General features: G+C 73.8%; 18 protein-coding genes. 12 read left to right on the top strand and 6 right to left on the bottom strand.

Annotated features, from left to right (window positions below; all coding sequences use genetic code 11):
* The first annotated feature begins 720 nt into the window (after positions 1-720).
* Together LV78_RS17340 and LV78_RS17335 are read left to right on the top strand one after the other, a co-directional pair.
* Positions 721-1,341, top strand: a complete 621-nt coding sequence (locus LV78_RS17340; RefSeq protein WP_253846268.1) for a Maf family protein — start codon at positions 721-723, stop codon at positions 1,339-1,341.
* 472 nt (positions 1,342-1,813) lie between these two features.
* Positions 1,814-3,154 carry a dicarboxylate/amino acid:cation symporter gene (locus LV78_RS17335; protein ID WP_253846267.1) on the top strand — a complete coding sequence of 447 codons (1,341 nt, stop codon included), beginning with the start codon at positions 1,814-1,816 and terminating at the stop codon, positions 3,152-3,154.
* An 85-nt stretch (positions 3,155-3,239) separates the two neighbouring features.
* Here the strand turns inward: LV78_RS17335 and LV78_RS17330 are convergent, their stop codons facing one another.
* Positions 3,240-3,935, bottom strand: coding sequence for a hypothetical protein (locus LV78_RS17330; RefSeq protein WP_253846266.1), 696 nt, complete (start codon positions 3,933-3,935; stop codon positions 3,240-3,242).
* A gap of 151 nt (positions 3,936-4,086) precedes the next feature.
* Here LV78_RS17330 and LV78_RS17325 point away from each other — a divergent pair, with 151 nt between their 5' ends.
* The 7 genes from LV78_RS17325 (at position 4,087) to LV78_RS17295 (ending at position 10,470) form a co-directional block, all read left to right on the top strand.
* Positions 4,087-5,844 (top strand): acetyl/propionyl/methylcrotonyl-CoA carboxylase subunit alpha, encoded by a 1,758-nt coding sequence (locus tag LV78_RS17325; RefSeq protein ID WP_253846265.1) that lies wholly within the window; start codon positions 4,087-4,089, stop codon positions 5,842-5,844.
* A gap of 9 nt (positions 5,845-5,853) precedes the next feature.
* Positions 5,854-6,237, top strand: a complete 384-nt coding sequence (locus LV78_RS17320) for a DUF1707 SHOCT-like domain-containing protein (protein ID WP_253846264.1) — start codon at positions 5,854-5,856, stop codon at positions 6,235-6,237.
* Positions 6,234-7,109 (top strand): HAD family hydrolase, encoded by an 876-nt coding sequence (locus LV78_RS17315; RefSeq protein ID WP_253846263.1) that lies wholly within the window; start codon positions 6,234-6,236, stop codon positions 7,107-7,109. The genes LV78_RS17320 and LV78_RS17315 overlap by 4 nt, the downstream gene beginning before the upstream one ends.
* 206 nt (positions 7,110-7,315) lie before the next feature.
* Positions 7,316-7,909 carry a DUF3558 domain-containing protein gene (locus LV78_RS17310; protein ID WP_253846261.1) on the top strand — a complete coding sequence of 198 codons (594 nt, stop codon included), beginning with the start codon at positions 7,316-7,318 and terminating at the stop codon, positions 7,907-7,909.
* Between the two features lie 91 nt (positions 7,910-8,000).
* Positions 8,001-8,381: a hypothetical protein gene (locus LV78_RS17305; RefSeq protein WP_015805084.1), complete on the top strand. Its 381-nt coding sequence runs from the start codon at positions 8,001-8,003 to the stop codon at positions 8,379-8,381.
* Positions 8,382-8,407: 26 nt separating this feature from the next.
* The gene (locus tag LV78_RS17300; protein ID WP_253846260.1) at positions 8,408-9,667 is read left to right on the top strand and encodes a PPE domain-containing protein; all 1,260 of its coding nucleotides are present in this window, start codon (positions 8,408-8,410) and stop codon (positions 9,665-9,667) included.
* On the top strand, positions 9,664-10,470 hold the full coding sequence (locus LV78_RS17295) for an ESX secretion-associated protein EspG (RefSeq protein WP_253846259.1): 807 nt from the start codon (positions 9,664-9,666) through the stop codon (positions 10,468-10,470). The genes LV78_RS17300 and LV78_RS17295 overlap by 4 nt, the downstream gene beginning before the upstream one ends.
* Before the next feature lie 210 nt (positions 10,471-10,680).
* Here LV78_RS17295 and LV78_RS17290 read toward each other — a convergent pair whose 3' ends face one another.
* Positions 10,681-11,142 carry a gamma-glutamylcyclotransferase family protein gene (locus LV78_RS17290; protein ID WP_253846258.1) on the bottom strand — a complete coding sequence of 154 codons (462 nt, stop codon included), beginning with the start codon at positions 11,140-11,142 and terminating at the stop codon, positions 10,681-10,683.
* Positions 11,143-11,287: 145 nt separating this feature from the next.
* Between LV78_RS17290 and LV78_RS17285 the strand changes: the two genes are divergently transcribed.
* The gene (locus LV78_RS17285; protein WP_253846257.1) at positions 11,288-12,691 is read left to right on the top strand and encodes an NAD(P)H-quinone dehydrogenase; all 1,404 of its coding nucleotides are present in this window, start codon (positions 11,288-11,290) and stop codon (positions 12,689-12,691) included.
* 84 nt (positions 12,692-12,775) lie between these two features.
* Here LV78_RS17285 and LV78_RS17280 read toward each other — a convergent pair whose 3' ends face one another.
* Both LV78_RS17280 and LV78_RS17275 read right to left on the bottom strand, forming a co-directional pair.
* Positions 12,776-13,453, bottom strand: coding sequence for a response regulator transcription factor (locus LV78_RS17280; RefSeq protein ID WP_253846255.1), 678 nt, complete (start codon positions 13,451-13,453; stop codon positions 12,776-12,778).
* Entirely contained in the window at positions 13,450-14,622 is a 1,173-nt protein-coding gene (locus LV78_RS17275; RefSeq protein ID WP_253846254.1) for a sensor histidine kinase, read from the bottom strand. Before LV78_RS17275 ends, LV78_RS17280 begins: the two co-directional genes overlap by 4 nt.
* 214 nt (positions 14,623-14,836) lie before the next feature.
* Here LV78_RS17275 and LV78_RS17270 point away from each other — a divergent pair, with 214 nt between their 5' ends.
* A complete protein-coding gene (locus tag LV78_RS17270; protein ID WP_253846253.1) occupies positions 14,837-15,766 on the top strand; it encodes an ABC transporter ATP-binding protein in 930 nt (309 codons plus the stop codon).
* Positions 15,766-16,629 carry an ABC transporter permease gene (locus LV78_RS17265; protein ID WP_253846252.1) on the top strand — a complete coding sequence of 288 codons (864 nt, stop codon included), beginning with the start codon at positions 15,766-15,768 and terminating at the stop codon, positions 16,627-16,629. Before LV78_RS17270 ends, LV78_RS17265 begins: the two co-directional genes overlap by 1 nt.
* Positions 16,630-16,682: 53 nt before the next feature.
* Here the strand turns inward: LV78_RS17265 and glpK are convergent, their stop codons facing one another.
* Positions 16,683-18,197, bottom strand: coding sequence for a glycerol kinase GlpK (gene glpK, locus LV78_RS17260; protein WP_253846251.1), 1,515 nt, complete (start codon positions 18,195-18,197; stop codon positions 16,683-16,685).
* A gap of 31 nt (positions 18,198-18,228) precedes the next feature.
* Positions 18,229-18,969: an MIP/aquaporin family protein gene (locus LV78_RS17255; protein ID WP_253846250.1), complete on the bottom strand. Its 741-nt coding sequence runs from the start codon at positions 18,967-18,969 to the stop codon at positions 18,229-18,231.
* Positions 18,970-19,088: the final 119 nt, after the last annotated feature.

The following is a 19,088-nucleotide window of genomic DNA, read 5'->3' as shown; positions in this document are numbered from 1 at the left end:
GACACGGGCAGCGGCGGACACGGGCAGCGGCGGACACGGGCAGCGGCGGACACGGGCAGCGGCGGACACGGGCAGCGGCGGACACGGGCAGCGGCCAGGGCCAAAGCGCTGGCGGGCCAAAGGCGGTGGCGGGCCACCGAGGCGGCGGCGGGCCGAGGTTGCGGACGGCGGCTGGGGCTGAGGTTGCGGCGGGGCAAGGGTTGCGGGCGGCAGCAAAGGCGATGGCAGGCGCGGGGGCCTGGCTGTGGGCAGGGGCGGGGCTGGAGCGGTTGGCTGTGGTGGGTGCCGAGGCTGCGGATAGCAAGCGGCTAGAGCCAGGGCTGCGAGTAGCAAGCGGTGGGCACCGGACGGCGTGGGCGGCAAGCAGCGGGCGCCAAGGCCGCGAGTAGCAAACGGCGGGCACCGGACGGCGTGGGCAGCAAGCGGCGGGCGGCGGGCGGCGGATGACATGGGCGGCGGACGGCGTGGGCGGCGGGGGTGAGCGGCCCCGTGTCGGTGTGTGGGTGTTGTCGTCGGCCGGTGGGCCGAGGGTGTTGTCGTCGGCCGGTGGGCCCAGAGCGTTGGCGGCTGGCCGCAGGTGTCCGGGTTTGGCGTGCCGTGGCCGTCCCGGTCCGGCGGGCCTCCGGTTGCCGTGTTCGGTGGGCCTCCGCCTGCCGCGCGTCCGGCGCGCCGTGGTCGCGGTGAGCGGTGGGTGGTGGTGCACCGCTTAGGCTGCCGTCCGTGCGCTTCGTCCTGGCCTCGCAGTCCCCCGCCCGGCTCGCCGTCCTCAAGGCCGCGGGCGTCACCCCCGTCGTCCGGGTTTCCGGCGTCGACGAGGACGCCGTCGCCGCCGGGCTCGGCGAGCCGACGCCCGCCGCGCTCGTGACCGCCCTCGCGGTCGCCAAGGCCGAGGCGGTCGCGGTCGACGAGGCGGACGCCGTCGTCATCGGGTGCGACTCCATGCTGCTCACCGCCGACGGCCAGGTGCAGGGCAAGCCCGCCACCACCGAGATCGCGCGGGAGCGCTGGGGGCGGATGGCCGGGACCACCGGCACGCTGCTCACCGGGCACGCCCTGCTCGTCGTGCGCGGCGGCGAGGTGGTCGAGCGGGTCGCCGAGCACGAGGGCACGCTGGTGCGCTTCGCCGAACCCACCGCCGCCGAGCTCGACGCCTACCTCGCCACCGGCGAGCCGCTGCACGTCGCAGGCGCGTTCACGCTCGACGGGCTCGGCGGGTGGTTCGTCGAGGGCATCGACGGCGACCCGTCCAGCGTCATCGGCATCAGCCTCCCGCTGACCCGCCGCCTGCTGCGCCGCGTCGGGCTCTCCGTCGCCGACCTCTGGCAGGCGCCCGCGCGGTGACCCCCGCACGCGGGGAGAACCCGAGCGGAGTTCACGAGCGGCCCGCGCGACCCCGACCCGACCGCTGAGACCACGACCGCTCCCCGCGCACCGGGGGGCGGTCGTTCGCGTTGCGGGTCGGAACGGCAGCGGGTGGGGGCGGGGTGGGGGGCGAGGCCCGGCGGGAGCACCTGGCCACCCCGCCGACCGGACGACCCCGTTCCGCGACCCGGCCGCGACCGGCCTGTGACCACAGAGGGTCATCACCCACCCATTAGTCGATCGTTCCTCCTTTCGGACCCCCGAAGTAGGGATAATCACAGCTGAGCGCGTTCGGGAAGGTCTGGAAGGCTCACCCCGTTAGGGGGTGCGATGGACCTGATGCTGACCCGCCGTATCCACATCGATTTCGGCCGGAGAACGAGTTCGGGCTGTCGGGGCTGACGAGAGACCCCGACACCGAACCCTTCAGCGTCCCTTCCGGAGCCCCCGCATGTCCTTCATCGCCACCTACCGCAAACCCAAGGTCTTCGGCCTGACCGTCCTCGCCGCCCTCGTGCTGGGCGCGGTCGCGGGCTTCGTCGCCAAGCAGGCCGAGCTGAGCTGGCTCGTCACCACGCTCAAGCAGATCGGCAGCACCTTCACGAGCCTGCTGCAGTTCACCGTCATCCCGCTGGTGTTCACCGCGATCGTCGTGGGCATCACCAGCCTGAGCAGGCTGGGCGGCTCGCGCACCGCCGCCCGCCTCGGCGGCAAGACGCTGCTGTGGTTCGCGACCACCTCGCTGATCGCGGTGCTCATCGGCATCGGCGTGTCCGCGCTGATCAACCCCGGTCGCGGCGTCCAGGTGACCCCGTCCGAGGCGTCCGTCGAGCGGCTCGCCGCGCGCACGGGCGGCTCGTGGTCGCAGCTGCTGGAGTCGCTGATCCCGACGAACATCTTCACCGCCTTCACCGAGGGCGAGGTGCTCCAGGTCGTCTTCGTGTCGATCCTGATCGGCTTCGCCGCCTACGCCCTGGGTGAGCGCGCCAAGCCTTTCGTGGACCTGACCCGCTCGGCGTTCGACCTGATCCAGAAGATCGTCGGCTGGATCGTGCTGCTGGCCCCGATCGGCGTGTTCGGCCTGCTCGGCAACGCCTTCGCGACCTACGGCAACTCGTTCGTGCGCCCGCTGGCCTCGCTGCTGGTCGCGGTCTACGTCGGCTGCGCCCTGGTGCTGTTCGTGGTCTACCCGGTGCTGCTGAAGTTCGTCGGCAAGGTCAGCCCGCTGCTGTTCTTCAAGAAGGCCTGGACCGCCATCCAGTTCGCGTTCGTGTCCCGCTCCTCGGGCGCGACCCTGCCGCTGAGCAGGCAGACCGCCGCGAACCTCGGCGTCTCCTCGGACTACGCGAGCTTCGCCGTCCCGCTGGGCACCACGACCAAGATGGACGGCTGCGCCGCGGTCTACCCGGCGGTGGCGACGATCTTCATCGCGAACCTGTTCGGCGTCGAGCTGAGCGTCCTGCAGTACGCGGGCATCGTCGCCGTGTCCGTGTTCGGCGCGCTGGCCACCGCGGGCACCACCGGCTGGTTCACCATGCTGACCCTGACCCTGAGCGCGATCGACATGCCCGCCGAGGTCATCGCGACCGGCGTCGCGGTGGTCTACGCGATCGACCCGATCCTGGACATGATGCGCACCGCCACGAACGTGGCGGGCCAGATCGCCGTCCCGGTGCTGGTCGCGCGCGGCGAGGGCCTGATCGACGACGAGGTGCTGAACGCCCCGAGCACCCCGCTGCTGATCGGCGACGCCCCTGAGGTCGAGAAGGAGCGCACCCCGGTGCCCGCCTGATCGAACCCCGAACACCGGAACGGCCCCGGTCACCTCACCAGGTGACCGGGGCCGTTCCCGTCCGGCGCCCGGCCGGGGCGACCGGTCACGACCCGGCGGCCGGGCACGCCTTCAGCTGGTTCATGGCGGGCCGCACGTCCGGCCACCCCGGCAGGTTCGCCTCGGCGTTCACCACCGCCGTGCACCCGAGCTTGCGGTCCTGCCCGTTCGCCACGTCCGCGACCAGCGAGTACACCTCGGCGATCCGCTTCGGGCAGTCCACGCCCTCCGCGCACCGGCGCTGCACCACGACCACGTCCATGACCTGGTCCCCGTTGACGTCGTGCAGCCCGGCGTACCCGCCGTCGCCCTGGTACCCGCCGAGCGCCCGCGACCACAGCCCGTCCTGCCGCACCAGCGCCTCGGCGTACCGCTTGCCGCGCGCCTGCCCCTGCACCAGGCACACCGCCGCGACCGGCGAGTCGACGCACTCCAACTCCAGCGACCCGAGGTCCTCGGTCACCCCGTACTCGGCGATGGTCAGCTCGAACATGACCGTCCCGGACGCGCCCTCGGTGGCGATGCGGCTGATCTTGTCGCCGACCATCACCCGCACCACGTCGGAGCCGACCTCCGCCTCGGCGACCGGTTCGCACTCGCGGGTCCCGCAGACCGAGCCGACCCGGCTGTCGGCCGGGGGCGCCGGGTCCGGCCGCAGCGACCAGGCGTAGCCGAGGCCCGCCGCGGTGATCGCGACGGACAGGCAGGCGGTGAGCAGAGCGGTGAGCGGCGGCCTGGACACCGCCGGATTCTCGCACCCCGACCGCTGCGGCTTCACGGTTGTCGTGCGCCCCCGGCTAACTAAACTCATCAGTAGCAAAGCGAGCGGCGGAACCGGGCGGGAGCGCCCGGCGGTGGAGCCGCACCCCGTTCCCGGAGGAAGGCAGGACGCCGTGCCACTGCGCAAGGTCCTCATCGCGAACCGCGGCGAGATCGCGGTCCGGGTCATCCGGGCCTGTCGGGACGCGGGCCTCGCCAGCGTCGCGGTGTACGCCGACCCGGACCGGGACGCGCCGTTCGCGCGGCTCGCCGACGAGGCGTTCGCCCTGGGCGGGACGACGGCCGCCGAGACCTACCTGTCGGTGGACAAGCTGCTCGACGCGGCCAAGCGCGCCGAGGCCGACGCGGTGCACCCCGGCTACGGCTTCCTGTCCGAGAACGCCGACTTCGCGCAGGCCGTCATCGACGCCGGGCTGACCTGGGTGGGGCCGTCGCCGCAGGCCATCAGGGACCTGGGCGACAAGGTGACGGCCAGGCACATCGCGACCCGCGCGGGCGCGCCGCTGGTGCCCGGCACGAACGACCCGGTGTCCGGGCCGGACGAGGTGGTGGCGTTCGCGCGGGAGCACGGGCTGCCGGTGGCGATCAAGGCCGCGTTCGGCGGCGGCGGGCGCGGGCTGAAGGTCGCGCGGACGCTGGAGGAGGTCCCGGAGCTGTTCGACAGCGCCGTGCGCGAGGCGGTGACCGCGTTCGGGCGGGGCGAGTGCTTCGTGGAGCGGTACCTGGACGAGCCCAGGCACGTGGAGGCGCAGGTGCTGGCCGACCAGCACGGCGGGGTGGTCGTCGTGGGCACCCGCGACTGCTCGTTGCAGCGGCGGCACCAGAAGCTGGTGGAGGAGGCGCCCGCGCCGTTCCTGAGCGACGACCAGCGGGCGCAGATCCACTCGTCGGCGCGGGCGATCTGCCGCGAGGCCGGCTACCACGGGGCCGGGACGGTCGAGTACCTGGTGGGGGCGGACGGGACGATCTCGTTCCTGGAGGTCAACACCCGGTTGCAGGTGGAGCACCCGGTGAGCGAGGAGACGTCCGGGATCGACCTGGTGCGCGAGCAGTTCCGGATCGCGGAGGGGCTGCCGCTGCGGTTCACCGAGGACCCCGAGCCACGCGGCCACTCGATCGAGTTCCGGATCAACGGGGAGGACGCCGGGCGCGGGTTCCTGCCCGCGCCGGGGGTGGTGACCGCGTTCGTGGCGCCGTCCGGGCCGGGGGTCCGGGTGGACGCGGGCGTGGAGGCGGGCACGGTCGTCGGCGGGCAGTTCGACTCGCTGCTGGCGAAGCTGGTCGTGACCGGCGAGGACCGGGCGCAGGCGCTGGAGCGGGCGCGGCGGGCGCTGGACGAGATGGTCGTGGACGGGATGGCGACCGTGCTGCCGTTCCACCGGGTCGTGGTGCGCGATCCCGCTTTCGTGGGGGACGCGGCCGGGTTCTCCGTGCACACGCGGTGGATCGAGACCGAGTTCGAGAACACGATCGCGCCGTTCGAGGGCGCGGCCGAGGCCGGGGAGGACGCGGAGCGGCAGCGGGTCGTGGTCGAGGTCGGCGGGCGGCGGGTCGAGGTGGTGCTGCCCGGTGACCTGGGTGGCGGCGCCCGACCGGCCACCGCCCAGGCCCGGCCGAGGAAGCGCGGGCGCGCGGCGGGCGGGTCGCCGGTGTCCGGGGACGCGGTGGCCGCGCCGATGCAGGGGACGGTGGTGAAGGTCGCCGTCGCGGAGGGGCAGCGGGTCGAGGCCGGGGAGCTCGTCGCGGTGCTGGAGGCGATGAAGATGGAGAACCCGGTGACCGCGCACAAGGCCGGGGTGGTGACCGGGTTGGCGGTGGAGGCCGGGTCCGCGGTGACGCAGGGGACCGTCCTGTGCGAGGTGAAGGAATAAGCTCGGGGCGTGGGTGATCGGGAGATCCGCGTCGGCGACGCCGAGCGCGAGGACGCGCTGCGCGTGCTCGGTGAGCACCTCAGCGCGGGCAGGCTCGACGTCGACGAGTACGGCGAGCGGACGGCGCGGGCGACGGCGGCCAGGAACCGGGGTGAGCTGCTGGACCTGTTCTCGGACCTGCCGCACCCGCACCCCGCGCTGAGCGCGCCCGTCCCGGTGCGGCCGATGCCCGCCCCGCCGGTGGTCCCCGCGCGGCGCGGGGTCAACATGGCGGTGGCCGGGCCCGCCGTGCTGATCGGGTTCGTGGTGCTGGCGGGGTTCGTGAAGACGTCGTTCGTCTTCGTGCTGATCCCGCTGGTGCTGTTCCTGCTGGCGCGGGACAGGCGGCGGTGAGCGCGCCGGGGCTGCTGCTGCTCGACCTGGACGGGGTGCTGCGCCGGTTCGGCCCGGACGCGCCGGTCGAGGACGCGCACGGGTTGCCGCGCGGGCTGCTCGACGAGGTCGCCCGCTCGGTGGTCGGACCCGCGCTGGTCGGGGCCGAGACCGACGCGCGGTGGCGGGAGGCGGTCGTGGGCGCGCTGGTGGCCCGAGGGGTCGACGGCGAGGTCGCGGCCTCGGCGGTGACGGCGTGGAGCGGGGTGGGCGAGGTCGTGCCCGAGGCGCTGGAGCTGGTGCGGGCGGTGCGCGGGCGGTGCCGGGTCGCGCTGCTCGCCAACGCCACCGACCGGGTCGGCGCGGACCTCGCGGCGCTGGGGCTGGACCGCGAGGTGGACGCGGTGGTGACGTCCGCGCGGGTCGGGGTGGCCAAACCGGACCCCGAGGCCTTCCGGCGGGCGTTGCGGGTGCTCCAGCACTCCGCGTCGGGGACGCTGTTCTGCGACGACTCGGCGGTCAACGTGGCCGGGGCCCGCAGCGCCGGGCTGGACGCCGCGCACACCCCGGACGCCGCCGCGCTGCGGGACGCGCTGCTCTCGCGCGGGCTGCTGGAGGGCGGGACGGGCGCGGACGAGCGGGAGCGGGCGGGCGGGCCGGTGCTGGTGGTGCTGCACGACCGGGACGAGGCCGAGGAGGTCGCCGCCGGGCTGCTGGCGGACGGCTGGTCGCCGTGCCTGGTGCACAAGGAGCTGCTGGCGGGCGAGGACGACGCCGAGGACGCGGACTGGGTGGTGGAGGTCGAGTCCGGTCCGGACGGTCGCGCGGCGACCGTCCACCGGCCGTTCCTCGACGCGCTGGCCGAGCGCCACGAGGGGTTCACCACCGACTAGCAGACCGCAGGACGGCGGTCACGACAGGGTGTTGCTCGCGGCGGAAAACCACTAGCGTCCCCGGCTGTGGATCCGGTGGAGATCAACGTGGGTGAGGGCTCCCCGCGACAGCCGCTGGTCGACGGCCCGGTTCCGGGCCGCTCGCGCGGCGCGGGTTCGCCGGAGACTGGTTCGCCGGATCGCGGGCGCGGCTACGGTAGGCGCACATGAAGGCCACTCACATCCTGGTCGGCGCGCTGGCGGCGCTGCCGGTGCTGGTCTCGTGCACGGCCTCCTCGCCCGCGCCCAAGGCCGACGGGCACGTGGACGAACCACTGAGCGTGACCACGACCGCTCCCCCATCGTTGTTCCCCCGTCCGAGGGAAATGCCGCTCGACGGAGTGGCCCCCTGCACGCTGTTGAGCGAGGAGCAGCGGGGTGAGCTGAGCTTGGACAACCCCCCGAACGAGTACGTCGAGACCGCCCTCGCCGGGGCGCGGGCCTGCTCGCTGCGCAGCAACCTCAGCGGCAACGTGCTGCGGCTGGCCCTGGTGACCGGGGAGAGCGTGCTGCTGTGGCTGGACGACTACGCCCAGGTCGAGGTGGAAACCGTTGAGGTCGTCGGGTTCCCCGCGCTCGTCGTGCGCACCCCTGGGGTGGAGGACGTGTGCAACGTCGAGGTCGACGTGGCCGAGGGGCAGTTCCTCGACGTGATGTTCCGGGACGGGGGCAACAGCACCGCGCTCACCCAGGACGTGCTGTGCCAGGGCGCGAGGCGGGCAGCCGAAGCCGCGGTGGCCGGATTGCTGCAAAGGAAGTGACCCGCGCGGGGGAAGTCACCCACACCCACTCCCCGCTGTCGGACCGTCTGGTTAGAGTGACTGTGCGCTGATGACGTTGGGAGGTAGCGCCATGCCGAAGGATGACCACGTAAGGGGTGCGGACACGGGGAGTGCCCTCCCCGGCGCCGGGCAGGCCCTGGACGTCGACCCGAGTGCCATCCCGAGCCTGAAGTCCGCCTTCTCCGGCGCGCTGTCCAAGCTGGACCAGCAGATCGAGATGGCCGTGACCGAGGTCAGGGTGCGCCCGTGGGCGGGCGACCCGGTGAGCATCGAGGCGGCGGAGAAGTTCAACGAGCGCTCCGTCGACTCCGGTGACTCGGCGCTCGACGCGCTGCAGGGCTACCAGCGGCAGCTCAAGTCGGCGATGGACGCGCTGACGCTGGTCGAGCGGCAGTACCAGGTGATCGAGGACGACAACAGCGGATTGATGGAGCAGCAGGGCGGCTGCTGACCGCCTGCGCGATGGGGAGGCTTCCTGTGTCCGACGGGCACCGCTGGAGCGGCTACAGCCACGAGGAGCTGTACAAGAAGATCAACTCTGGCCCCGGCCCGAGGGCGTCGTTCACCTCGCTGGAGCGCTGGGAGGGGATCGCGGGCGCGCTGGTGGAGATCAACGCGCAGCTCCAGGAGGGCGTGGCGCGCTCCGGCGCGCAGTGGCAGGGCCTCGCGGCCGACCAGGCCCGCGCGGGCATCAACCCGCTCGCCGAGTGGGCCGACCACGCCAGGACCGGCGCGGTGATCATGCGCGCCTCCAACCAGATGCAGGCCGACTACATCGCCAAGGCCCGCGCGGACATGCCGGAGCCGGTCAAGGTGACCGCCGAGGACCCCGGCACGATCCTGTCCGGGCTCGCGCACCTGGTGGGCGTGCAGACCGACTTCGAGGTGCAGGAGCGCGCGCAGAACATCGCCGAGCAGCGCGCCCGCGACGTCATGACCACGTACGCCTCCAGCACGACGGCGAACACCGCGACCCTCGGCCAGTTCAGCCAGCCGCCGCAGGTCGCGATCACGGCGGGCGAGGTCGTCCGCGGCGACGCGGCGGGCGTGGCCTACGGGCACGGCTTCGGCGGCGGTCGCGGCGGGGTGCGCGGCGGCGGCAGGGGTGGTCCCGCGACCACCCGCCCGACGACCAGGCCGGTCGCCGAGACCAGGCCCGGCACGACCAAGGGCGGTTCCAGCACGCACGTCTCGCAGGCGAACCCGTCGAACGGCGGCACGAACCCGCGCGGCTCCGAGACCGGCGCCAAGCCCACCACCGGCTCCGGGATCGGCGTCGGCGGCACGACCGGGTCCAAGGGGCGCGACAAGGAAGCGGGGCGCAGCGACTCGGCGCGGCACGACACCACGACCGAGCAGCGCGCCGCCGCCGAGGTGAACGGCCTGCACGTGGTCGCCCCCGGCCAGACCAGCGGCACCACGGCCATCAGCTCCGGCGAGCTGGGCGCCTTCACCGCCGCCAACGCGCAGCACTCGGCGGCCATGGGCCCCGGTGGCGCGGCGGGCGCGCTCGGCGCGGCCAACCAGGCGAACGGGGACAGCACGCACCGCCGCGCGGTCCCGCTCGCCCCGCAGGGTCAGGCGTTCGACCCGTTCGGCGGGCTCGGCGGACGGCGCGCCGAGGAGGAAGAGGAGCAGCTGCACGACGCCGCCGACTACCTGCGGGAGACCGGCGACGTGTACGGGGTCGGCCGGGGCTCGGCCCCGGTGATCGGGGAGGACCAGTCCGACCGATGACCACGTTCGGCCTCGACCTGGGCGAGAGCGGGCTGCGCGCCCCGGTCACCATCTCGGCGCTGGAGTTCGACGTGCTCTGGGAGCACCTGCGGCTGGAGACGATGCCGCTGGTGCTCAAGGTGCCCTCCCCCGGCAAGACCGACGGGGAGCGGCGCGAGCTGGAGCAGCGGGTGTGGGACGCGCTGGAGCGGCGCGGTCTCGGCAGGCGGCTGGAGCTGGACCCCACCCTGGAGGACCTGCTGCACCTGCTGAACCGCCCGCAGCGCGAGGTCGACGGCCGGTTGTGGCTCGACGGGCGCAGCGTCCGGGTGCTGGTCGCCGCCAAGGGGCAGTCCGCCGCGCTGGCGGTGCTCGACGGCGACCGGCTCACCCTGCGCACCGCGTCCGCCGAGGGGATGCCGCGCGAGGCGCTGAGCGCCGTGCCCGCGCTCGGGCCGGGGCCGGGGCACTCGGTGACGCTGCCCAGCGCCGACCTGGAGGCCGCCGCGGCGGGCGTCCGGGAGCCGGAGGACCTGGAGCGCGGGCTCAAGGAGCGCGGGCTGCGGGGCGAGGACGCGCACGTGCTGGCCGAGATGTTCCGGGAGGCCGGGAACCGGGGCCAGTTCGGCGCGGCCGGGCGGGACAAGTGGGGCAAGCGGGTGCGGCCGGACCGGGTCGTGGCGTTCTTCGACGGCCCCGAGGGGCGGTACGTGCAGATGCGGCGGGCCCAGCCGGGGCAGGTCGCGTGGAGCACGGTGGCGCCGGTGGACTTCCGGCGGCTGCTGCACCACCTGGAGGAGCTGCTGGCGGAGACGCCGTCCTAGCCCGCCGACCAGGCTGCCGGGCCGGGCCGCCGCCCCGCTCAGGGGCCGGTCCGGCGGCGCGGGCGCGGATGATAGCGCCCCGCTGATCGTCCACCGCGCCCGAAGTTCACCGCTTCGGGCGACACCGCCGGTCGTGCGACCCACCCCGCCGCGCGGCCCCGCCACCTCGGGCAGGGCCGCCGGGGTCGGCGGGTCACCGGGGTGGCGGGGTCACTGGGGTCCCTGCGGGCCGACGCTGCGGCACGGGCGGACGCGCAGGTCGGCCACGTAGTCGTCGGGCGCGCCCGCGGCCTCGGCCGCGTCCGCCACCACGCCGATGTACCGGGCCGAGGGCAGGCCGCCCTCGTACGCGTCCAGCACGTACAGCCAGGCGACCTCGGAGCCCTCCATGGTCTGCACGCGCAGTCTGATCTTCTTGTAGAGCCCGAGGGCACCCTCCCAGCGGTCCAGGCTCGACTCGTCGGGGGTGCTGACGTCGTAGAGGACGCAGAACACCTGGGAGTCGGGCTCCTCGACGATGGTGGCGAGCGCGCCCTCCCAGCCGAGGTCCTCGCCACCGAACGTCAGACGCCATCCGACGAGCCAGCCGGTCCCCGCCATGGGGGAGTACGGGGCTCGCTCCTTCATCTGGTTCGGGTCCATGTTGGACCCGTACGCGGCATAGAGCGGCACCCCGACAGCCTAGCGACATCGAGATCACCCGGAGGGCCGAGAAGACCGCGCGACACGCTGCGACACCCGACCGCGTACGGTTCGTACGGTTGTGAGCGGTTGTCGATCCGGACACCCGTTGTCTTCTGGACAGAGAGGAACCCCCGTGACCCGCATCGTCATCATGGGCGGTGGGCCCGCTGGGTACGAGGCGGCGCTGGTCGCGGCTCAGCACGGCGCGGACGTGACCGTCATCGAGCGCGAAGGCCTCGGTGGCGCCTGCGTGCTGTACGACTGCGTGCCGTCGAAGGCGTTCATCGCCTCCGCCGCCAGTCGGTCGGCGTTCCGCAGCGCGGGTGAGCTGGGCATCCGGACGGACGACACCGAGGCCGCGGTCGAGCTGCCGGTCGTGCACGGCCGGGTGAAGGGGTTGGCGCTGGCGCAGTCCGCCGACGTGCGGGCGCGGCTCCAGCGCGAGGGCGTGCGGATCATCATCGGCAGCGCCGAGTTCCGCGACGACGAGCGCGGCCTGGCGCAGCACCGGGTGCTGGCGCGGACCGAGGACGGGGCCGAGGAGGTGCTGGAGGCGGACGTCGTGCTGATCGCCACCGGCGCCACGCCGAGGGTGCTGCCCGGCGCGGAGCCGGACGGCGAGCGGGTGCTGAACTGGCGGCAGCTGTACGACCTGCCGGAGCTGCCCGAGCACCTGGCGGTGATCGGCTCGGGCGTCACCGGCGTGGAGTTCGCGTCGGCGTACACCGAGCTGGGCGTGAAGGTGACCATGGTGTCCAGCCGCGACCGCGTCCTGCCGCACGAGGACGCCGACGCGGCGGCCGTGCTGGAGGACGTGTTCGCCGAGCGCGGGACCGCCGTGGTGAAGCACGCGCGCGCGGACCGGGTGGAGAACACCGGCGACGGCGTGAAGATCCACCTCGCGGACGGCCGCGTGGTCGAGGCCAGCCACGCCCTGATGACCGTCGGGTCGGTCCCGAACACCGAGGGCCTGGGCCTGGACCGGATCGGCGTCGAGCTGGGCAAGGGCGGGTACATCCCGGTGGACCGGGTGTCGCGCACGTCGGTGCCGGGCGTGTACGCGGCGGGCGACTGCACCGGCGTGCTGCTGCTGGCGTCGGTCGCGGCGATGCAGGGCCGGATCGCGATGTGGCACGCGCTCGGCGAGGGCGTGAGCCCGATCAAGCTGAAGACGGTCGCGGCGAACGTGTTCACCAACCCGGAGATCGCCACGGTCGGCATCAGCCAGCAGGCGATCGACTCGGGCGAGGTCCCGGCGCGCACCGTCATGCTGCCGCTGGCGACCAACCCGAGGGCCAAGATGGAGGGCCTGAGGCGCGGTTTCGTGAAGCTGTTCTGCCGCCCGGCGACCGGCGTGGTGATCGGCGGCGTGGTGGTGGGCCCGACGGCGAGCGAGCTGATCCTGCCGATCGCGCTGGCGGTGCAGAACCAGCTGACCGTGGAGGACCTGGCGACGACGTTCTCGGTGTACCCGTCGCTGACGGGCTCGATCACCGAGGCCGGTCGGCAGCTGATGCGGCACGACGACCTGGACTGACGCACGACGTCCGCGCGGGCCCCGGTCCCCGGTGGGACCGGGGCCTTCGCGCGTGGGCGCCCCGGCTCAGGGCGGGGTTCGCGGTCAGGGCCGGGCGTCGTCCGGGCGGACCAGGCCGGTGCGGTAGGCCAGGACGACCAGTTGTGCGCGGTCGCGGACGTCCAGCTTGGACATCGCGCGGTTCACGTGGGTCTTGGCGGTCAGCGGGGACAGGTGCAGGTGCTCGGCTATGCGGTCGTTCGACAGGCCGTGGGCGGCCAGGACCACGACCTCGCGCTCGCGGTCGGTCAGCAGTTCCAGCGCGGTCGCGCTCGGGGGCGGATCGGACTCCGGGTGGGCCAGGACGTGCCGCACCAGGGCCTTGGTGGCGGCGGGCGACAGGATCGAGTCGCCTGACGCCACGGTCCGGACCGCGTGCAGCAGTTCGGCGGGGCCGACGTTCTTCCCGAGGAAGCCCGCCGCGCCCGCGCGCACGGCCCTGAGCACGTTCTCGTCCTCCTCGAACGTGGTCAGGACCAGGATGCGCACCCCGGCGAGGTCCTCGTCGGCGGCGATGCGGCGGGTCGCCTCGATGCCGTCCACCTCGGGCATCCGGATGTCCATCAGGACCACGTCGGCGCGGGTGGTGCGGGCCAGGAACACCGCTTCCCGGCCGTTGACCGCCTCGCCGACGACCTCCAGGTCCGGTTCGGAGTCCAGGATCATGCGGTAGCCGGCGCGGATCAGGGGCTGGTCGTCGGCGAGCAGGACTCGGGTGGTCACGGGGTCCTCCTCGGGGCCGGGAGCTCGGCGTGCACGGTGAAGCGGCCTTCCGGGGTCGGGCCCGCGCTCAGGGTTCCGCCTGCGGTGGCGGCGCGTTCGCGCATCCCGATCAGGCCGTAGCCCGAGCCCGGCTGCCTGCTCGCGGTGCGGGCGCGGTGGTTGGTGACGGTCAGGCTCACGCCCTCGTCGGTGTAGGCGACGATCAGGTGGGCGGTGCCCGTGCCGTGCTTGTGGGCGTTGGTCAGCGCTTCCTGGATGATGCGGTAGGCGGCCACGTCCACCACCGAGGGGAGTGCCCCTGGGGTGCCCAGCTGCTCGCGCTCCACGGACAGCCCGGCGGCGGTGATCGCGCCGACCAGGGCGGTGAGGTCGTCCAGGCGGTGCGGGGGATCGGTGTCGCCGGACTGGCGCAGCACGCCGACGATCGACGACAGCTCGCCCAGCACGACCTCGCAGGCGTCCCGGATGTGGCCCAGCGCCTGCGCGGCCTTGGCGGGGTCGCGGTCCAGGACGTGGGTCGCCGCGCCCGCCTGGACGTTGATCACGGCGATGTGGTGGGCCACGACGTCGTGCAGGTCGCGGGCGATGCGGACCCGCTCCTCGACCACCCGCCGGGCGGCTTCCTCCTCGCGGGTCTGCTCGGCGTGCCTGGCCCGCCCCTCCACCTCGGCGATGTGCGCGCGTCCCGTGCGGGCGGCTTCGCCCAGGGCGGTGGTCATGCCGATCCACGCCACCGCCGGGAAGCCCTCGGTCGACCACGGCACGCCGGTGACCGCGTACGCCTCCACCGCGTACAGGCCCGCCGCCACGGCCGCCGCCGTCGTCCACGCCCCCCGGCTCGGGGTGCGGGAGGCGGCGGTGTAGGCGATCAGGCCGATCGCCAGCGGGAGCACGGGGCGGATGCCCGCCAGCAGGATCACCAGGCCCGCCGCGATCGCCGTGCCCACCAGGACCTGGCGCGGCCACCTGCCGCGCAGGGCGACGCCGCCCAGGGCGATGGCGGTCGCGACCAGGTCAGGGCCGTCGATCACGCCGTCGTGCAGTGGGCCCGCGCTCGCCAGGTCGGCTGCGACGCTCGCGGTGGACAGGGCGCAGGCCAGGGCGACGTCGGCCGCCAGCGGGTGGCGGGAGCGCCAGCCACCGATCGCCGACGTGGTCCGGCGCAGCACGGCGATCACGGTAGCCGCGGAGGGGAGGTGGTGCCGGGCAGGTGCACGGTGGACACCGTACGAGCCTCGGGCGGGCCGGGGCGTCGTGCGGGCGTGGTAGCGGGGTGGGGGCGGTGTACCGCGTTCGCGGCAGGTGAGGTGCCCGCGTCGGGACGACGCCCTCCCGCCGTGCTCCGACCACAGTGGACGGCACACGACGGACGACGGGAACAAGATGATCGAACTGCGACGGCTCACCAAGCGGTACGGCGAGAAGACCGCCGTGGACGGGATCACCGCCACCATCGAGCCGGGTGTGGTCACCGGGTTCCTCGGCCCCAACGGGGCGGGCAAGTCCACCACCATGCGCATGGTGCTCGGCCTGGACCGGCCGACCTCCGGGGCCGCGCTGGTGAACGGCAAGCCCTACTCGGCGCTGCGCGCGCCGCTGGCCGAGGTCGGGGCGCTGCTGGACGCCAAGGCGGTCGACGGCGGGCGCAGCGCGCGCGACCACCTGCTGGCGCTCGGCGCGACCGTCGGCATCGGCAAGCGGCGGGTGGACGAGGTGCTGGCGTCGGTCGGGCTGACCGAGGTCGCGCACAAGCGGGCCGGGTCGTTCTCACTGGGCATGGGGCAGCGCCTCGGCATCGCCGCCGCGCTGCTGGCCGACCCGCCGGTGCTGCTGCTGGACGAGCCGGTCAACGGGCTCGACATCGACGGCGTCCAGTGGATCCGCGCGCTGCTGCACGAGCTGGCGGCGGAGGGGCGCACGGTGCTGCTGTCGTCGCACCTGATGAGCGAGATGGAGCTGGTGGCCGAGCACCTGCTGGTGATCGGGCAGGGGCGCGTCCTCGCGGACACGACCATCGCCCGGTTCACCGAGGACGCCTCCGGCGGCGGGCGGGTGTCGGTGCTGTCGCCGGACGCGGACGAGCTGGCGTCGCTGCTGGTCGGCGGCGGTGCCGCGGTGACGACCGCGGAGCCGGGGCGGTTGGAGGTGCGGGGCGCGGCGCCCTCGGTGATCGGCGACCTCGCGGCGGCGCGGGGGCTGCGCCTCCACGGGTTGACGGCGCTGTCCACGTCGCTGGAGTCGGCGTACCTGGAGCTGACCCGCGACAGCGTCGAGTACGCGGGGACCACCGCTCAGCGCGGGGAGGCGGCCTGATGACCGACGTGGCGGAGCGGACCGTCCTCCCCGGCCCCGTCGTGGGCGCGCGGGTGGCGGCGCGGCAGACGCTGTGGACCGCGATCCGGTTCGAGTGGGTGAAGGCGCGGAGCCTGCGCGGCACCTGGGTCGGGCTGGCGGTGGTGGTGCTGGTGCTGGTCGGGTTCAGCGCGCTGGCCACGTCGGTGTCGGTGGGGGCGGTGTCGACGCCGGAGGGCGCGCCGGGGCCCGGTGGACCGTTCGCGGCGACCTCCGACCCGCTGGCGGTCGCGCTGACCGGGGCGAACCTCGCGGTGCTGGTCCTCGGCGTGCTCGGCGGCATGGCGGGCGCCCGCGAGTTCGGGTCGCGGATGGTCTCCACCACGGTGGCGGCGGTGCCCCGGCGGTGGCAGGTGGTGCTGGCCAAGGCGGTCGTGTTCACGGCGACCTCGCTCCCGGCGGCGCTGGTGGGCGTGTTCGGGGCGTTCCAGGTCGGGATGGCCGTGCTGTCCGGCGGGGACGCCGACGTGGTCGCGCTCGGCGACGAGGGCGTGCTGCGCTCGGTGCTGGGCATGGCCGGGTACGTGACCGCGATCGGGCTGCTCGGGCTCGGCCTGGGGGTGCTGCTGCGCAGCACGGCCGGGAGCATCGGGGCGGTGATCGGCGGCGTGCTGGTGCTGCCCGCGATGGCCGGTGGCCTGCTGCCGGACGACTGGACCTCGGTCCTGCGGTTCCTGCCCAGCTCGGCGGGGGCTTCCTTCACCACCGTGGTGGCCGCCGGGGACAGCACGCTCGGCGCCGGTGCGGGGGCTGCGGTGCTGGTGGCCTGGGTGGTCGGGGTGCTGGTCGCGGCCGGGGTGGTGTTCGGCAGGCGCGACGTGTGACGTGCGGGCGCGAGGGGGCCGCTCGTCCGGAGCGGCCCCCTCGCGCGCCGACCTCAGTCCTCGTCGTCCACCCAGTCGAAGGTCTTCGTCACGGCCTTCTTCCAGCTCCGGTACTGCTTCTCCCGCACCGAGTCGTCCATCGCGGGCTCCCACTGCTTGTCCTGCGCCCAGTTCTGCCGGATGTCGTCCTCCGACGCCCAGAACCCGACCGCCAGCCCCGCCGCGTACGCCGCGCCCAGCGCCGTGGTCTCGTTCACCACCGGCCGGATCACCGGAACCCCGAGGATGTCGGCCTGGAACTGCATCAGCAGCTCGTTGACGACCATCCCGCCGTCGACCTTCAGCGACTTCAGCGGCACGCCCGAGTCCGCGTTCATCGCGTCGATGACCTCGCGCGACTGGTACGCCGTGGCCTCCAGGACCGCCCGCGCCAGGTGCCCCTTGTTCACGAACCGGGTCAGCCCGACGATCGCCCCGCGCGCGTCCGACCGCCAGTACGGCGCGAACAGGCCCGAGAACGCCGGGACGAAGTACGCCCCGCCGTTGTCCTCCACGGTCCGGGCGTGCTGCTCGATCTCCGCCGCGGTCCCGATCATGCCCAGGTTGTCCCGCAGCCACTGCACCAGCGACCCGGTGACCGCGATCGACCCCTCCAGCGCGTACACCGGGGCCTTGTCGCCGATCTTGTAGCAGACGGTGGTGAGCAGCCCGTTCTCGCTCATCACCTTCTCCGTGCCGGTGTTGAGCAGCAGGAAGTTGCCGGTCCCGTAGGTGTTCTTGGCCTCGCCCGGCGACAGGCACGCCTGCCCGAACGTCGCCGCCTGCTGGTCGCCCAGCACGCCCGCGATCGGCACGCCCTCCAGCGCGCCCCGCGTCTTGACCTCGCTGTACACCTCGGACGAGGACCGGATCTCCGGCAGCATCGACAGCGGGATGCCCATGTCGGCCGCGATGTCCGCGTCCCAGTCCAGGGTGTCCAGGTCCATCAGGAGCGTGCGGGAGGCGTTGGTCGGGTCCGTGACGTGCAGACCGCCGTGGACGCCGCCGGTCAGGTTCCACAGGACCCAGGTGTCCATGTTGCCGAACAGCAGGTCGCCCGCCTCGGCCCGCTCGCGCGCGCCCTCGACGTTGTCGAGCACCCACTTGACCTTCGGCCCGGAGAAGTACGTGGCCAGCGGCAGGCCGGTCTTGGCCCGGTACCGCTCCTGACCGCCGCCGAGGGCGCCCAGCTCCGCGCAGATGCGGTCGGTGCGGGTGTCCTGCCAGACGATCGCGTTGTAGACCGGCTTGCCGGTGGTCCGGTCCCACACCAGCGCGGTCTCGCGCTGGTTCGTGATGCCGACGGCGGCCAGGTCCGAGGCGTTCAGGTCGGCCCTGGCCAGCGCGCCCGCCGCGACCTGGCGCGTGTTGAGCCAGATCTCCTCGGCGTCGTGCTCGACCCACCCCGCCTTCGGGAAGATCTGCTCGTGCTCCTTCTGGTCGACGGCGACGACCCGCCCGGAGTGGTCGAAGACCATGCAGCGGGTGGATGTCGTGCCCTGGTCGATGGCGGCGACGTACTTCGTCATCAGTGGTCCTTCGTCGTCGGAGGAGGTCCGGTCAGACCGGGAGTGCCAGGTACAGGAGCGCGGCGAGCGCGCCGCCGATCAGCGGCCCGACCACCGGGACCCAGGAGTACCCCCACTCGGCGCTGCCCTTGCCCTTGATCGGGAGGAGCGCGTAGACGATGCGGGGGCCGAGGTCGCGGGCCGGGTTGATGGCGTAGCCGGTGGGGCCGCCGAGGGAGGCGCCGAGGCCGATCACGAGGAACGCCACGCCCGCGTACCCCAGGGCCGAGTTGCCGAAGTTGGGGGTGCCGTCGGCGGCGACCTCGACGCCGGGGCTGAGGAGGATCCAGATGACCAGCACGAACGTGCCGATCACCTCGGTGAGCACGTTCCAGGGCGCGCTGGCGACGGTGGGGCCGGTGCAGAAGACGCCCCTGGTGCCCGCCGGGTCGTCGTGGGTGTCGAACTGCTTCTTGTAGGCCAGCCAGGCCAGGGTGGCGCCGAGCATGGCACCGATCATCTGCCCGGCGAAGTAGACCGGCACGTCGGTCCACTCGGTCTTGCCCGCGGCGGCCAGGCCGAGGGTGACGGCGGGGTTGAGGTGGGCCCCGCTGGGGGCGGAGACGCTGGCGCCCACGAACACGGCGAGGCCCCAGCCGAAGTTGACCAGCAGCCAGCCGCCGCCCTTGCCCAACGAGTCCTTGAGCGTCACGTTGGCCACGACGCCCGCACCCAGCAGGATGAGCACCGCGGTGCCGAGCGTCTCCCAGACGAAGATCGAACCGGCGGTCATGTCGCCGAACCTCCTCTCGTGCAGGTGGACGGCGACCAGCCGGGCTCGGCGTCGTCGCCCATCCCACGGAGTGTGACGTTAAATCGCCATGATCGACTTGTCCATACCGGACACATCAG

Source organism: Actinosynnema pretiosum, assembly GCF_024171695.1.
Taxonomy (GTDB): Bacteria; Actinomycetota; Actinomycetes; order Mycobacteriales; family Pseudonocardiaceae; genus Actinosynnema; species Actinosynnema pretiosum.
Note: the sequence above shows the minus strand (reverse complement) of the source record. Positions and strands in the feature narration are given on the sequence as shown.

Coding starts and splice junctions, on each gene's coding strand:
- LV78_RS17270 (WP_253846253.1), top strand. CDS start 14,837: ATGATCGAACTGCGACGGCTCACCAAGCGGTACGGCGAGAAGACCGCC.
- LV78_RS17305 (WP_015805084.1), top strand. CDS start 8,001: ATGCCGAAGGATGACCACGTAAGGGGTGCGGACACGGGGAGTGCCCTC.
- LV78_RS17265 (WP_253846252.1), top strand. CDS start 15,766: ATGACCGACGTGGCGGAGCGGACCGTCCTCCCCGGCCCCGTCGTGGGC.
- LV78_RS17310 (WP_253846261.1), top strand. CDS start 7,316: ATGAAGGCCACTCACATCCTGGTCGGCGCGCTGGCGGCGCTGCCGGTG.
- LV78_RS17295 (WP_253846259.1), top strand. CDS start 9,664: ATGACCACGTTCGGCCTCGACCTGGGCGAGAGCGGGCTGCGCGCCCCG.
- LV78_RS17255 (WP_253846250.1), bottom strand. CDS start 18,969: ATGACCGCCGGTTCGATCTTCGTCTGGGAGACGCTCGGCACCGCGGTG.
- glpK (WP_253846251.1), bottom strand. CDS start 18,197: ATGACGAAGTACGTCGCCGCCATCGACCAGGGCACGACATCCACCCGC.
- LV78_RS17335 (WP_253846267.1), top strand. CDS start 1,814: ATGTCCTTCATCGCCACCTACCGCAAACCCAAGGTCTTCGGCCTGACC.